The sequence below is a fragment of the Pseudonocardia sp. P1 genome (assembly GCF_000178675.2).
Taxonomy (GTDB): domain Bacteria; phylum Actinomycetota; class Actinomycetes; order Mycobacteriales; family Pseudonocardiaceae; genus Pseudonocardia.
The window spans coordinates 3,913,798-3,926,112 of the sequence record NZ_ADUJ02000001.1 but is presented as its reverse complement, the minus strand read 5'-3'; the positions used below and the strand labels follow the sequence as shown (position 1 = coordinate 3,926,112).

At 74.2% G+C, this 12,315-nt stretch carries 14 protein-coding genes; 6 read left to right on the top strand and 8 right to left on the bottom strand.

Annotated features, from left to right (window positions below):
• Positions 1 to 4: 4 nt before the first annotated feature.
• The gene (locus PP1_RS18075) at positions 5 to 544 is read right to left on the bottom strand and encodes a bifunctional nuclease family protein (RefSeq protein WP_010243631.1); all 540 of its coding nucleotides are present in this window, start codon (positions 542 to 544) and stop codon (positions 5 to 7) included.
• A 52-nt stretch (positions 545 to 596) separates the two neighbouring features.
• A complete protein-coding gene (locus tag PP1_RS18070; RefSeq protein WP_029240124.1) occupies positions 597 to 1,334 on the bottom strand; it encodes an SDR family oxidoreductase in 738 nt (245 codons plus the stop codon).
• A 125-nt stretch (positions 1,335 to 1,459) separates the two neighbouring features.
• Between PP1_RS18070 and PP1_RS18065 the strand changes: the two genes are divergently transcribed.
• Together PP1_RS18065 and sigJ are read left to right on the top strand one after the other, a co-directional pair.
• The gene (locus PP1_RS18065) at positions 1,460 to 2,506 is read left to right on the top strand and encodes an NAD(P)/FAD-dependent oxidoreductase (RefSeq protein ID WP_075314830.1); all 1,047 of its coding nucleotides are present in this window, start codon (positions 1,460 to 1,462) and stop codon (positions 2,504 to 2,506) included.
• A complete protein-coding gene (gene sigJ, locus PP1_RS18060) occupies positions 2,503 to 3,384 on the top strand; it encodes an RNA polymerase sigma factor SigJ (protein ID WP_010243634.1) in 882 nt (293 codons plus the stop codon). Before PP1_RS18065 ends, sigJ begins: the two co-directional genes overlap by 4 nt.
• Before the next feature lie 321 nt (positions 3,385 to 3,705).
• Here sigJ and PP1_RS18055 read toward each other — a convergent pair whose 3' ends face one another.
• Entirely contained in the window at positions 3,706 to 4,695 is a 990-nt protein-coding gene (locus tag PP1_RS18055) for an AraC family transcriptional regulator (RefSeq protein ID WP_010243635.1), read from the bottom strand.
• 133 nt (positions 4,696 to 4,828) lie between these two features.
• On the opposite strand from PP1_RS18055, the gene PP1_RS18050 reads away from it, so the two are divergent.
• The 3 genes from PP1_RS18050 to PP1_RS18040 all read left to right on the top strand — a co-directional run bounded on the left by PP1_RS18050 (position 4,829) and on the right by PP1_RS18040 (position 6,505).
• Complete coding sequence (locus PP1_RS18050) at positions 4,829 to 5,683, top strand: NmrA family NAD(P)-binding protein (RefSeq protein ID WP_050802586.1); 855 nt, start codon at positions 4,829 to 4,831, stop codon at positions 5,681 to 5,683.
• Entirely contained in the window at positions 5,680 to 6,096 is a 417-nt protein-coding gene (locus PP1_RS18045) for an anthrone oxygenase family protein (RefSeq protein ID WP_010243637.1), read from the top strand. The genes PP1_RS18050 and PP1_RS18045 overlap by 4 nt, the downstream gene beginning before the upstream one ends.
• Before the next feature lie 130 nt (positions 6,097 to 6,226).
• Positions 6,227 to 6,505, top strand: a complete 279-nt coding sequence (locus PP1_RS18040; protein ID WP_010243638.1) for a hypothetical protein — start codon at positions 6,227 to 6,229, stop codon at positions 6,503 to 6,505.
• Positions 6,506 to 6,590: 85 nt separating this feature from the next.
• Here the strand turns inward: PP1_RS18040 and PP1_RS18035 are convergent, their stop codons facing one another.
• Both PP1_RS18035 and PP1_RS18030 read right to left on the bottom strand, forming a co-directional pair.
• The gene (locus PP1_RS18035; protein WP_029240125.1) at positions 6,591 to 8,057 is read right to left on the bottom strand and encodes a peptide MFS transporter; all 1,467 of its coding nucleotides are present in this window, start codon (positions 8,055 to 8,057) and stop codon (positions 6,591 to 6,593) included.
• Positions 8,058 to 8,144: 87 nt separating this feature from the next.
• Positions 8,145 to 9,167 (bottom strand): Gfo/Idh/MocA family protein, encoded by a 1,023-nt coding sequence (locus tag PP1_RS18030; protein WP_010243640.1) that lies wholly within the window; start codon positions 9,165 to 9,167, stop codon positions 8,145 to 8,147.
• A gap of 127 nt (positions 9,168 to 9,294) precedes the next feature.
• Between PP1_RS18030 and PP1_RS18025 the strand changes: the two genes are divergently transcribed.
• Entirely contained in the window at positions 9,295 to 9,702 is a 408-nt protein-coding gene (locus tag PP1_RS18025; RefSeq protein ID WP_010243641.1) for a VOC family protein, read from the top strand.
• 75 nt (positions 9,703 to 9,777) lie between these two features.
• On the opposite strand, the gene aroQ is transcribed toward PP1_RS18025, so the two are convergent.
• The 3 genes from aroQ to PP1_RS18010 are packed head-to-tail and all read right to left on the bottom strand — an operon-like array spanning position 9,778 to position 12,162.
• Positions 9,778 to 10,251, bottom strand: coding sequence for a type II 3-dehydroquinate dehydratase (aroQ, locus tag PP1_RS18020; protein ID WP_010243642.1), 474 nt, complete (start codon positions 10,249 to 10,251; stop codon positions 9,778 to 9,780).
• 19 nt (positions 10,252 to 10,270) lie between these two features.
• Entirely contained in the window at positions 10,271 to 10,939 is a 669-nt protein-coding gene (locus PP1_RS18015; RefSeq protein ID WP_010243643.1) for a response regulator transcription factor, read from the bottom strand.
• Complete coding sequence (locus PP1_RS18010) at positions 10,936 to 12,162, bottom strand: sensor histidine kinase (protein WP_139323991.1); 1,227 nt, start codon at positions 12,160 to 12,162, stop codon at positions 10,936 to 10,938. The genes PP1_RS18015 and PP1_RS18010 overlap by 4 nt, the downstream gene beginning before the upstream one ends.
• Positions 12,163 to 12,315: the final 153 nt, after the last annotated feature.

Here is a 12,315-nt window from a genome sequence, read left to right as displayed (position 1 = left end):
GGGCCTACTTGAAGTCGTCCGGGGAGACCTCGTCGATGAAGTCCCGGAACTGCTGCATCTGCTGCTCCGGCGGATCGGACGGCTCGCCGCCGGTCGCCGCCCGGGTCTGGGCGGCGAGCCCGCTCGCGTCCTCGGACTCCGGCGGCAGCACGTCCTCGACCGGCTGGCCGACCTCCTCGAGCACGTGCTCGGCCATGCCGATCGGCAGGCCCTCGCGGACGGCGATCGCCAGCGCGTCGGAGGGTTTCACGTCCAGCCGGGTGCCGCCGTCGAACACGAGCTCGGCGGAGTAGACGCCGTCGGTGAGGTCGCTGATCTCCACCGAGTCCAGGGTGCGGCCGAGCGCCGCGACGACCGGGAGCAGGACGTCCTGGGTGAGGGCGGTCGCGGCGTCGTCGCGGCGGCCCGCGGCGATCACCTCGGCCTGCGGCGGGCGCAGGAAGACCGGGACGCAGCGGTCCCCACCGGCCTCGCCGAGCAGCAGGACCGGCTGCCGCGAGCGAGCGTGCACGATGAGTCGCAGGACGTGCATCGTCCGGGTCATCGCCGCATTGTCCCCGCGCGGGGCGTCGTGCAGCGTCTCACTACGAGACGCCTCAGCCGCGGGCCAGCCAGGGCATCGCCGTCGCCGCGATCGTGAGGAACTGGACGTTCGCCCCGAGCGGCAGGCCCGCCATGTAGGTCACGGCCTCGGCGACGTGTGCGACGTCGAAGGTCGGCTCCGGCCGCGTCGTGCCGTCGGCCTGCCTCGCCCCGGTCGCGATGCCCGCGGTCATGTCGGTCGCCGCGTTGCCGATGTCGATCTGCCCGCAGGCGATCCCGAACTCCCGGCCGTCGAGCGACAGCGACTTCGTGAGCCCGGTGATCGCGTGCTTGGTGGCGGTGTAGGCGGCGCTGCCCGGGCGCGGGACGTGCGCCGAGATCGACCCGTTGTTGATGATCCGGCCGCCCTGCGGGTCCTGGGCCCGCATCGCCGCGAAGGCCTCCCGGGCGCACAGGAACGAGCCGGTCAGGTTCACCCCGACGGTGTCCCGCCAGGCGTCGACGGCGATCTCGTCGACGGTGCCACCGGGCCCGAACGTGCCCGCGTTGTTGACCAGCAGGTCCACCCGCCCCCAGCGCTCGCGGACCGCCGCGAACAGCGCGGCGACGGAGTCCGGGTCGGCGACGTCGGTGGCGACGGCGAGGGCGCCGGTATGGCCGGCGGCGACGGCGTCGAGCCGGTCGGCGCGACGCCCGGCGAGCGCGACCCGCCATCCCGCGTCGAGCAGCCCGCGCGCCACCGCCTCGCCGATGCCCGATCCGGCCCCGGTCACCACCGCCACACCGCTCATGCGACCCACCCTGGCACGGACCGCGGGTGTGACGCCCCGCACAGCGCGTCACGGGCGGGGGTCCGGCCGGTGTCCCGTTCCCGACCGACCGCACGGCCGGTCCGACGAGCGCGAAGGGGACGGTCATGGGACACGCGGTTCTGGTGGTCGGGGCGGGCTACGCCGGTGTGACGGCGGCGAACCGGCTGGCGGGTGCGGCCGAGGTGACGGTGGTGGACCCGCGGGAGGAGTTCGTCGAGCGGATCCGGCTGCACCGGCTCGTCGCCGGTAGCGGGCCGGCGACGGTGCCGCTGTCCCGGGTCCTCGACCCGCGGGTCCGGACGCGGACGGCCCGGGTGACCCGGATCGGTGACGGCGTCGCGACCCTCGACGACGGCGGCGAGCTGCGGTTCGATCGCCTGGTGTACGCGGTGGGCAGCGGCGGTGCGACCGGGCCCGCCGGCGCGGGGTACCGGGTGGACACCCTGGAGGCGGCCGCCCGGCTGCGCGACGCCGTCGCCGGGCTCGGCGCGGGTGCGGTCGTGACCGTCGTCGGCGGCGGTCTGACCGGGATCGAGACGGCGACGGAGCTGGCCGCCGCCCGCCCCGACCTGGTCGTGCGGCTCGTGACCGACGGCGAGGTCGCCACCGGGATGGGCGCGCCGGGCCAGGAGCGGGTGCGGGCGCGGCTGCGTGAGCTGGGGATCGGCCTGCGGGAGCACGCCGCCGTCGACGACCCGACGGGGCTCGGCGCGGACGTGGTGGTGTGGGCGACCGCGCCGGGCGTCCCGGACCTGGCGCGGCGCAGCGGCCTCCCGGTGGACGACAGCGGCCGCCTCCGCGTGGACGCGACGCTCACCAGCGTCGGGGACCCGCGCGTCGTCGGGGCCGGGGACGCCGTCGCCGCGCCCCCGGAGGTCGGCTTCGTCCGGGCGAGCTGCCAGGCGGCCATCCCGCTCGGCACGGCGGTGGCGCGGACCGTCCGGGCAGGTCTGCGCGGACGGCCCGCACCGGTCGCGTCGATCGGCTACCAGGCACAGTGCCTCGCGCTCGGGCCCGGGGCGGGTCTGGTCCAGCTGGTCGACCGCCGGGACGCACCGCGGCGGCTCGCGATCGGCGGGCGGGCCGGCGCCGTCGTGAAGGAACAGGTCTGCCGGTACACGCTGCGCGCGATCCGGGGGCGGGTGGCGTGACCGGGCCCGACGACGATCCGCTCGCCGCGTTCCACCGGCACCGCGGGCTGCTGTTCCGGCTGGCCTACGAGATCCTCGGCAGCGTCGCCGACGTCGAGGACGTCCTGCAGGACACCTGGCTGCGCTGGACCGCCGTCGACCACGACACGGTGCAGAATCCCCGGGCATACCTGGCCCGGATCGTCACCCGGCAGGCGCTGAACCGGCTGCGCAGCACCGCCAGGACCCGGGAGACCTATCCCGGTCCGTGGCTGCCCGAACCGCTGCCCACCGACCCTGCGGGTGCGGACGAGCAGGTCCTGCGCACCGACGACGTGACGGTGGCGATGCTGCTGGTCCTGGAGACGCTGTCCCCCGACGAGCGGGCGGTGTTCGTGCTGCGGGAGGCGTTCGGCCTCGGCCACGCCGAGATCGCCGAGACCCTCGGCCGGCCGGAGGACACCGTCCGGCAGATCGCGCACCGGGCCCGCGAGCACGTGCGGGCGCGCCGGCCGCGGTTCACCGTCCCGCCGGACCGGGCACGGCGGGTGGCGGAGGCGTTCGTCGGGGCGGCGCTCGGCGGCGACCTGACCGGGGTCACGGCGCTGCTGGCCCCGGACGCGGTCTCGGTCGCCGACGGTGGCGGGAAGGTCTCGGCGGCGCGCCGTCCGGTGCACGGCCGGGAGCGGGTGGCCCGGCTGCTGGTCGGGCTCACCCGGTACCCGCTGCCGGGTGCCGGACCGGAGTTCGGGGTGTTCAACGGCCTCCCGGGGATCCTGCTGCGCGACGGCGACACGGTCGACACCGCGTTCCTGATCGAGGTCTCCGAGGTCGACGGCGCAGACCTGGTCACCGCGGTCTACGCGGTGCGGAACCCGGAGAAGCTGGCCCACCTGTGATCGCGCTGTATCCGCATCTCTACCCGAGCCGCTAGAGCGCAGCAGAGAATCCGACGCTCGTGCTCTCTCCGGCACTCTCGCGTCAGCGCTAGAAAACGGCATACGACGACATCGACGGCTCCATCGAGCTGTCTACCGTTTTCTAGCGCTGCACCGATATATGTGCAGACAACGACATCGACAGCCTTCGATGCCGCGCCATACCGCTCTCTACGATCGCTCCGATACAACGGAATGCGGGGCGATCGAGCCCGTCCCTCTCTGCGTCGTCGCAGCGTAGCACCCCTGCATCGAACATGTGTACGACACCCCGGTGTGTCGTCAGACCGGGCCGGCGAGGAGCTCGAGCCCCGCGGGACCGCGGGTCGCCGCCCGGCGCCGCACCTGCCCGGCGGGCTCCCCGACCACCCGCGCGAAGGCCCGGGTGAACGCCGCCTCGGAGCGGTAGCCGAACCGGTGCGCGGTCTGCGCCACTGTGGCATCACCCCCCGACAGGACGTCGACGGCGGCCTGCATCCGCCACCGCGTCACGTACGCCATCACGGGTTCACCGACCAGCTCGGTGAACCGGGCCGCGAACGCCGAGCGGGACATCGCCGCCGTCGCCGCGAGGGACGCGACCGTCCAGTCCCGCTCGGGCTCGCGGTGCACGGCGGCGAGCGCGCGGCCGATCCGGTCGTCGGCGAGCGCGCCGAGCCAGCCCGTGCGCGCCGCCGGGTCGCGCTCCAGCCGGCCGCGCACCGCCTGGAGGACGAGCACGTCGGCCAGCCGCGTGATCACCGCGTCGCTGCCGGGGCCACCGTCCTCGACCTCGGCGGCGAGCAGCCGCAGCGTGTCCTGCACCCGGTCACCGAGTGGCGACGGTTCGATCCGGAACAGCTCCGGGAGCCGGTCGACGAGATCGCGGGCGGCGGGATGCCCGAACCGCAGCGCCCCGCACACCATCCGCGTCACCGGGCCGTCGCCGCCGTGCCGGAGCAGCCCGTAGCGGCCGCCGATCACCGGGTGCGGGATGGACCGGATGTCCGGGGCGAGGACGCCGGGGGCGCTCCGCAGCGCGTGCCCCGTCCCGTGCGGGACGACGACCAGCTCCCCCGGCCGCAGCGCCTGCTCCGCGCCGTCGCCGGCGACCGTCAGCCGTCCGCCACCGGAGGTGACGGCGTGGAACCAGAGGCAGCCCGGCGTCGCGGGCAGCGTCATGCCCCACGGCTCGCCCAGCTCGGAGCGGCAGTAGAAGACGCCGTCCATGCGCAGGACGTGCAGCGCCTCGCCGAGCGGGTCGGCGACCGGGAACGGCGGTGCGGCGGACACCGGGACAGCATGACAGTTCATCCACAGTCCGTCCCCAGGTGTGGACGTTCGAGCAACGATTGTGGACAGCTGAGGATTCTGCGTCCGGAAGGTCGCGGTGATCGTGGACGGACACCGACGAGAGGAGCACGTCATGATCACCGTTCTGGGCGCGACCGGGAACGTGGGCTCGCAGGTCGTCCGGGAGCTGTCCGCGGCCGGGGTGGAGGTCCGCGCGGTCTCCCGCGGCGCGGGCTTCCGCGGCGCGGGCTTCCGCGGCGACATGGGCGACCCGGCGTTCCTGCGCCGCGCGTTCGACGGGGCGGCCGCCGCCTTCGTCCTGCTCCCGCTGGACGTCACCGAGCCCGGCTACGCGGCGCACCAGGCACGGCTCGGTGAGTCCGTCGTCGCCGGGCTGCGCGACAGCGGGGTGCCGCGGGTGGTCGCGCTGAGCTCGCTCGGCGCGGAGGTCCCCGGCGGGCCGGACCTCTCCGCGACCGGGTACCTCGGCACCCTGCACGACCAGGAGGCCCGGCTCGCGACGCTGGACGCCCGCGTCACCCGGATCCGGCCCGGACTGTTCCTCGAGACGTTCCTCGCCGCGGTCGGCGCGATGCGGGCGCACGGGGTGCACGCCGACACGATCGACCCGGGCGTCGCACTGCCGATGGTGGCGACCCGCGACGTCGGCCGGGCCGCCGCGGCGGCGCTGCTCGACGCGGACGCGCCGGAGATCGTGGAGGTGCAGGGCGCGGCGGACCGGACGGTGCCCGCGGTCGTCGCCGCGCTCGGACCTGCACTGGGGATGCCGGACCTGTCCTACGTCCGCCTCCCCGACGACGAGATGGAGCAGGTCCTGCGGCAGGCCGGGTTCCCGGCGGACTCCGCCCGGCTGCACGTGGCGATGCACCGCGCGTTCAACGAGGGCCGGGTGCGTGCGCACGGCCCTCGCCCCGGCGCCGGGGACGCCCTGACCGTGGAGGAGTGGGCGAAGGGGATCGCGTCGTGAGCCCGCTCGACGCCGTCGCCGCGACCGGCGCGGGCCTGCTCGGTGGCGTCTACCTGGCGTTCTCGGTCGCGGTGCTGCCGGCGCTGCGCCGCAGGCCGGAGCAGGAGGCGGCCGCGGTGATGCGCGCGGTGAACCGGGCGATCGTCAATCCGGTCTTCCTCGTGCTGTTCCTGGGCACCGCGGTCGCGGCGGCGGCCGTGCTGGTGACGGGGGTGCTCACCGGGGCGCCGCTGCGGATCGGGGCCGGGATCGCCGTCCTCGCCGGGTTCGTCGTGACGGCGGCGGTGAACATCCCGCTCAACGACGCCCTGGAACGTGGCGGGGAGTGGGCGGCGTTCGCCCCGCGGTGGACCCGCGCGAACCACGTCCGGGGCGCCCTGTCGGTACTCGGCGTGGTGCTGTCGTACCTCTGAGTCGAACATGTGTGCGACATCTCGGGGACACCCCTGGCCGCGGGACGGGCGCGGGAGGCACGCTGGTCCCGCGCCCGCTCCCCCGGGCGGACCGGCTGCTCCGGCAGCACCAGCCCGACCCCGGGGGAGCATGAACGCCCACGAACGACGCCGGCTCGCGGCCCTGCGCACCGACCGCGAGACCGTGCTCGCGGCCGCCGCGCGGCTGCGGCACGAGGCGGTGCAGGCGCACTACGCCGGGCTGGCCCGCCCGGAGATGGCCTTCGGTCTCGCGTCGGTCCTCGAACTCCTCGCGATGCGGATCGCCGACCAGCCACCGGACGTCCGGGCGCACGTCGTGCGGGTCGCCCGGGAGATGACCGGCGACGGGATGGACCGGCCGTCGGTCCGTCGTACCCGCCGCCGGTGATCCCGGTCCGTCCACAGGCAGGCCGAGTTGTCCACAGGTGTGCACACAGCTGGGGACAGCTCGAACCGGCGTTCGAGAAGGGTGCTCAGCGCACGCCTTCCATGAGCACCTTGAGCTTCGGGACGGTGGCCATGACGACGATCCCGACGACGATCGCGGCCACACCGGTGATCCCGAAGTAGGCCACCTCGTTGTCCGCGGTGTAGAGCTCGGCGAGCAGGCCGGACATCACGGTGCCCATCGAGACCGAGAGGAAGAACAGGGCCACCATCTGGGTCTGGAACGCCTGCGGAGCGAGCTTCGTCGACAGCGACTGGCCGACGGGCGAGGTGAACAGCTCCGCCAGGCAGAAGACCAGCAGGATGACCACGAGGGCGAGCAGCGGGGTCCCGTTCGGCCCTGTCCCGGCGAACGGCACGAACAGCAGGAAGGCGAGTCCGACGACCACGGTGCCGATCGCCATCTTCATCGGGGAGGACGGCTGTCGCGGCCCGAGCTTCGTCCAGACCGTCGCGTAGACGCCTGCCAGCAGGATCACGAAGACCGGCTCGATGGACTGGCTCCAGGCCGGGGGCATCTCGAAGATCCCGAAGATCGACCGGTCGAGCCGCTCCTCCGAGTAGATCGCCAGCACCGTGAAGATCTGCTGGAAGATCGCCCAGAACACCGCACTGGCGATCCACATCGGCAGGAACGCCAGGACGCGTCGCCGCTCGATCCGCTCCACCCTGGGGCTCGAGAGCATCAGCGTGAAGTAGCTGATCGTCGCGACCACCACGATGCCGAACACGATCCACTTCAGCCGGTCCGCGGTGATGACGTCGGTCGCGACGAGGACCGCGATCGCAGCCAGCACCAGGACGGCGCCGACCAGGACCCGGCTGCGGGCGGCCGCCGGGAGCGGGTTGGGAACCACCCAGCCCGTGGCGGGGAGCTTGCGTCGGTTGAACCAGTACTGGACCAGGCCGAGCGCCATACCGATGGCGGCCAGACCGAAACCGAGGTGGAAGCCCCAGACCACGCGGAGGCCGTCGGTCAGCAGCGGACCGGTGAAGGCACCGATGTTCACGCCGAGGTAGAAGATCGAGAAGCCGGCGTCGCGGCGGTCGTCGCCCGGGCCGTAGAGGGTGGCGAGGATCGTGGAGGCGTTGGCCTTGACCCCGCCGCTGCCGAAGGCGACCAGGACGAGGCCGATGGCGAGCCCGGTGGCGCCGGGGACCAGGGCCAGGGCGATGTGCCCGGCCATCACCGAGAGCGCGCTTCCGAAGAGGACCCGCTCGGGTCCGAACATCCGGTCCGCGACCCAGGCGGCGACGATCGTGGAGAGGTAGACCGTCCCGCCGTAGGCGCCGACGATCCCGGCCGCCGTGCCCTGGTCGATCCCGAGTCCGCCCTCGGTCACGGCGAAGTACATGTAGTACAGCAGGATCCCCTGCATGCCGTAGAAGGAGAAGCGCTCCCACATCTCGACGCCGAACAGCGTCCCGAGTTGTGTGGGGTGGCCGAGAAAGGTCTTCTCCCGGCCCTCTGGTGGTGTGGTGAGGTCGGTCACCGGGCCCGGTTTACTCGCTGGTTTGCACGAGGTAAAGGTCTTGCACCCGACTGTTAGCTCACAGCAACGAGCTGCGACGGCACGGCCTCACAGCGTGGCCGGGCCCTCCTCCGGCACCATCCCGATCCGGTCGGCCACCGCGGCCATCACGTCCTGCACGGCGACGGTGTCCGCGAGCGGCATCACCGGGCTCTCCGTCTCGCCGGCGGCGACCCGGCGGGTCACCTCCTCGATCTCGTGCGCGTACCCGCGCCCGGTGGCGGGCAGCACGATCTCCTCCGGGTCGGCCCCGTGCCGGTGCACGACGATCCGGTCCGGGTGGTGGAACCGCGGCGGCACCTCGATCCAGCCCTCGGTCCCGATGACCCGGGCCGAGCCGGGCATGGCGCACTGCAGGCTGACCTGCAGTGCGGCGCTGCGGCCGTCGGGCCAGCCCAGCAGGATCGACTCCTCGAGGTCGACGCCCGTCGGGGCCAGTGCACCGCTCGCGGCGATCTCGGAGGGGCTGCCGAGCAGCATCTGGGCGAACGAGATCACGTAGACGCCCAGGTCGAACAGCGCGCCGCCGCCCAGCTCGGGCGAGAAGAACCGGTCGTCGGCGCCGGTCCGGTTCCGGACGCCGAGGTCGGCCTGCACCGAGCGGACCTCACCGATCGCGCCCTCCGCGACCAGCTCCCGCAGCCGGACGACGGCCGGGAAGAACCGGGTCCACATCGCCTCCATCGCGAAGACGCCGTGGTTGCGGGCCACCGCGGCGACCTCGCGGGTGCCGACGGAGCTGACCGTGAAGGCCTTCTCCACCATGATCGCCTTCCCGGCCTCCAGCGCCGCCAGCGCCATCGCCCGGTGCTGCGGGTGCGGGGTGGCGACGTAGAGGACGTCGACGCCGGGGTCGTCGAGGATCGCCCGGTATCCGGTGTGGACGCGCTCGATCCCGTGCCTGCGGGCGAACGCCTCGCCGCGTTCGGCCGACCGGGACGCGACCGCGACCAGCTCGGCGCCGGGGACGTGCGCGAAGTCCGGTGCGACGCTGTCGGCGATCCGGCCGGGCCCGACGATCCCCCACTTCACGGTGCCGGTGCTCGCTCCGCCTGCGTTCCGATCGGTCATGCCCCCGATCCTGCCGGACCGCCCGGAAAAATCCTGAGCCCGCCCGATGAGTTCCCGGGAGCGACCCGGTCTCCCCTTTCGAACGGCACCGGAACCCCGGCGCCACAGCACATCCCAGGAGCCCTCGATGCCGAACATGATCTTCGTCAACCTGCCGGCGAGCGACCTGGACGCCTCGAAGGCGTTCTACGCCGCGCTCGGGTTCACGCTCAACGAGCAGTTCTCCGACGAGCAGACTGCCTCGTTCGTGATCAGCGACGCGATCGTCGCGATGGTCATGACCGAGAAGCGGTTCGCGGAGTTCACCAAGCAGTCGTCGGTGGCCGACGCGGGCACCGCCCGCGAGGTGATCAACGCCCTCGGGGTGGAGAGCCGCGAGGAGGTCGACCGCATCGCCGACGCCGGCCTGGCCGCCGGCGGCACGCAGGGCGGCGAGACCCAGGACCACGGGTTCATGTACGGCCGCAGCGTCGACGACCCGGACGGCCACCGCTGGGAGTTCGTCTGGATGGACCCGTCGGCCATGGAGGGCTGAGCCGGGCTTCCGGGCCGTCGCACACGAGGGGGTGCGGCGGCCCGGTCCCGCGTCCGGACCGTGGGCGCGCCCGCCTCAGACCGACCGCAGCGGCCGGGCCTTCCGGACCAGGCCGTCGATGGCCAGTGCGTACCCGTCGATGCCGAAACCGACGACGATCCCGGTCGCGACGGGCGAGACGTACGAGTGGTGCCGGAAGGTCTCCCGGCCGTGCACGTTCGAGATGTGCACCTCGACGGTCGGGAGCTCGGTGCCCTCGATCGCGTCGTGCAGCGCGACCGACGTGTGGGTGTAGGCGGCCGCGTTCAGCACCAGCCCGAGCGCCTCACCACGCTTGACCGCGCTCCCGGCCTCGTGGATCCAGTCGACGAGGGTGCCCTCGTGGTTGGTCTGCCGGAAGTCCAGCGCGAGGCCGTGGTCGCCGGCGCTGCGGCGGCACAGCGCCTCGACGTCGGCGAGCACGGTGGTGCCGTACACCTCGGGCTTGCGGGTGCCGAGGAGGTTCAGGTTCGGGCCGTTGAACACGAACACCGTCGTCGTGGAGGTCACCCCCGGGATCCTCGCACCCTCACCCGGTCCAGCCCGGCCGGACCAGCCCCGACTCGTAGGCCACCACCACGAGCTGGGCGCGGTCCCGCGCACCGAGCTTCGTCATCGTGCGGCTGACGTGCGTCTTCGCCGTCGTCGGGCTCATGTGCAGGCGGCCGGCGATCTCGTCGTTGGACAGTCCGGCGGCGACCTCGGCGAGCACCTCGCGCTCCCGCTCGGTGAGCGCGTCCAGCCGGGGCGACACGGCCGGGCCGCCGCGGCTCCGGGCGGCGAACTCGGCGATCAGGGTGCGGGTCACGGCCGGCGCGAGCAGGGCCTCGCCGCCGTGCACGATCCGGATCGCGTGGATCAGGTCGGCCGGTTCGGAGTCCTTCACCAGGAACCCGCTGGCGCCGCCCCGGATCGCCTCGAACACGTACGAGTCGTCGGTGAAGGTCGTCAGGACGATCACCCTCGTCCCGCTCAGCCCCGGGTCGCCGGTGATCTCCCGGGTGGCGGTGAGGCCGTCGGTGCCGGGCATCCTGATGTCCATCAGCACGACGTCCGGCGACTGCGCCCTGGCGGCGGCGAGTGCCTCCGCGCCGTCCCCGGCCTCGGCGACGACCTCGAGATCGGGCTGGGAGCCGAGCAGCGCCCGGAACCCGGAGCGGACGAGGGCCTGGTCGTCGGCCAGGAGCACGCGGATCACGCGTCCACCCTCCCGGCTCCGACGGCGCCGTCGCCGTCCGGCTCGCCGAGCGGCGCGGCGGGGAGCCGGGCGTGCACCCGGAACCCGCGCTCCGGCCCGGGGCCCGCGTCGAGCGTGCCGCCGACCGACCGGGCCCGTTCCCGCATGCCGGTCAGTCCGGTCCCCTCGACCGCGTCCCCGGCGGGGCCGGTGCCGTCGTCGTCGACGGTCAGCTCCAGCTCGCCGGCCGGGAACCGCAGCGTGACGACGGCGGCCGCGGCCCCCGCGTGCCGGCGGGTGTTGGTCAGCGACTCCTGCACGATCCGGTAGGCGGCCAGGTCGACGCCGGTCGGCAGCGGCCGGGGCTCGCCCTCGGTGCGCCGGTCGACCGGCAGCCCGGCGGCGCGGACCTCGTCGAGCAGCGCGTCCAGCCGGTCCAGGCCCGGGGTCGGCAGCCGGGGTGCCTCCTCGTCGACGGCGCGCAGCACGCCCAGCGTCGAGCGCATCTCGCGGAGCAGGTCGCGGCTGGCCCGCTTGATCTCGGTGAGCGCGGTCCGGGCCTGCTCCGGGTCGTCGTCCATCAGGAACAGCGCCACCCCGGCCTGCACGTTGATCAGCGAGACGTGGTGGCCGAGCACGTCGTGCAGTTCCTGCGCGATCCGCAGCCGCTCCTCGCCCGCCCGGCGGCGGCGCTGCTCCTCGGCCGCGCGGCGGGCCTGCTCCATGCGCTCCCGGCGGACCCGCCACAGCGCGCCCACCGCGAACAGCGCCAGCAGCCAGGCGAGGACCGGACCGCCCGCGGTCCACGGCACCGGCCGTCCGCTCAGCAGCACCCAGCCGACCAGGACGACGGCGGCCGCGACGACCACCACGAGCGCCCGGTGGTGCAGCCCGGCGGCGACCGCGGAGACGATCGCGACACCGAGCGCCAGCCCGGTCGGGCCGGTCGGCGGGTACCCCAGCCCCAGGTAGGCGACGACGGCCCCGGCCGCAACGGCCAGCGCCACGATCCGGTCGGCCCGCCGGAACACCAGCGCGAGCGGCCCGATCGCCAGCAGGACGACGGCCAGCCCGTCGATCGACGGCCCGCCACCGGGGAGCACCGGGCCGCCGTACCACTCCCAGCCGCCCCGCCGGGCCGCGCCGAACGCCGTCCCACCGGCGGTGAGCAGCGCGACGACGGCGGGCAGGACGAGGGTCCGCACGACCCCGCCCCACCAGCGCGGACGGCGATCGGCGGGCACGGCGACACGGTAGACCGCGACACCGGCGGCGGGCGTCGTCCGGGCGGTGACCGGCCAGGTACCCCGTGGGGAGTACACCCGCCCGCCGCCCTGCCACCCGGGCAGCAGCCGGATCGGCGACCGCGGACGGACGCGTGCGGGCACGTCCCGCGG

Excerpts from the sequence above, each read along its gene's own strand:
- PP1_RS18065 (WP_075314830.1), top strand. The coding sequence starts at position 1,460 with ATGGGACACGCGGTTCTGGTGGTCGGGGCGGGCTACGCCGGTGTGACG.
- PP1_RS18050 (WP_050802586.1), top strand. The coding sequence starts at position 4,829 with ATGATCACCGTTCTGGGCGCGACCGGGAACGTGGGCTCGCAGGTCGTC.
- PP1_RS18030 (WP_010243640.1), bottom strand. The coding sequence starts at position 9,167 with ATGACCGATCGGAACGCAGGCGGAGCGAGCACCGGCACCGTGAAGTGG.
- PP1_RS18040 (WP_010243638.1), top strand. The coding sequence starts at position 6,227 with ATGAACGCCCACGAACGACGCCGGCTCGCGGCCCTGCGCACCGACCGC.
- PP1_RS18070 (WP_029240124.1), bottom strand. The coding sequence starts at position 1,334 with ATGAGCGGTGTGGCGGTGGTGACCGGGGCCGGATCGGGCATCGGCGAG.
- PP1_RS18025 (WP_010243641.1), top strand. The coding sequence starts at position 9,295 with ATGCCGAACATGATCTTCGTCAACCTGCCGGCGAGCGACCTGGACGCC.
- PP1_RS18075 (WP_010243631.1), bottom strand. The coding sequence starts at position 544 with ATGACCCGGACGATGCACGTCCTGCGACTCATCGTGCACGCTCGCTCG.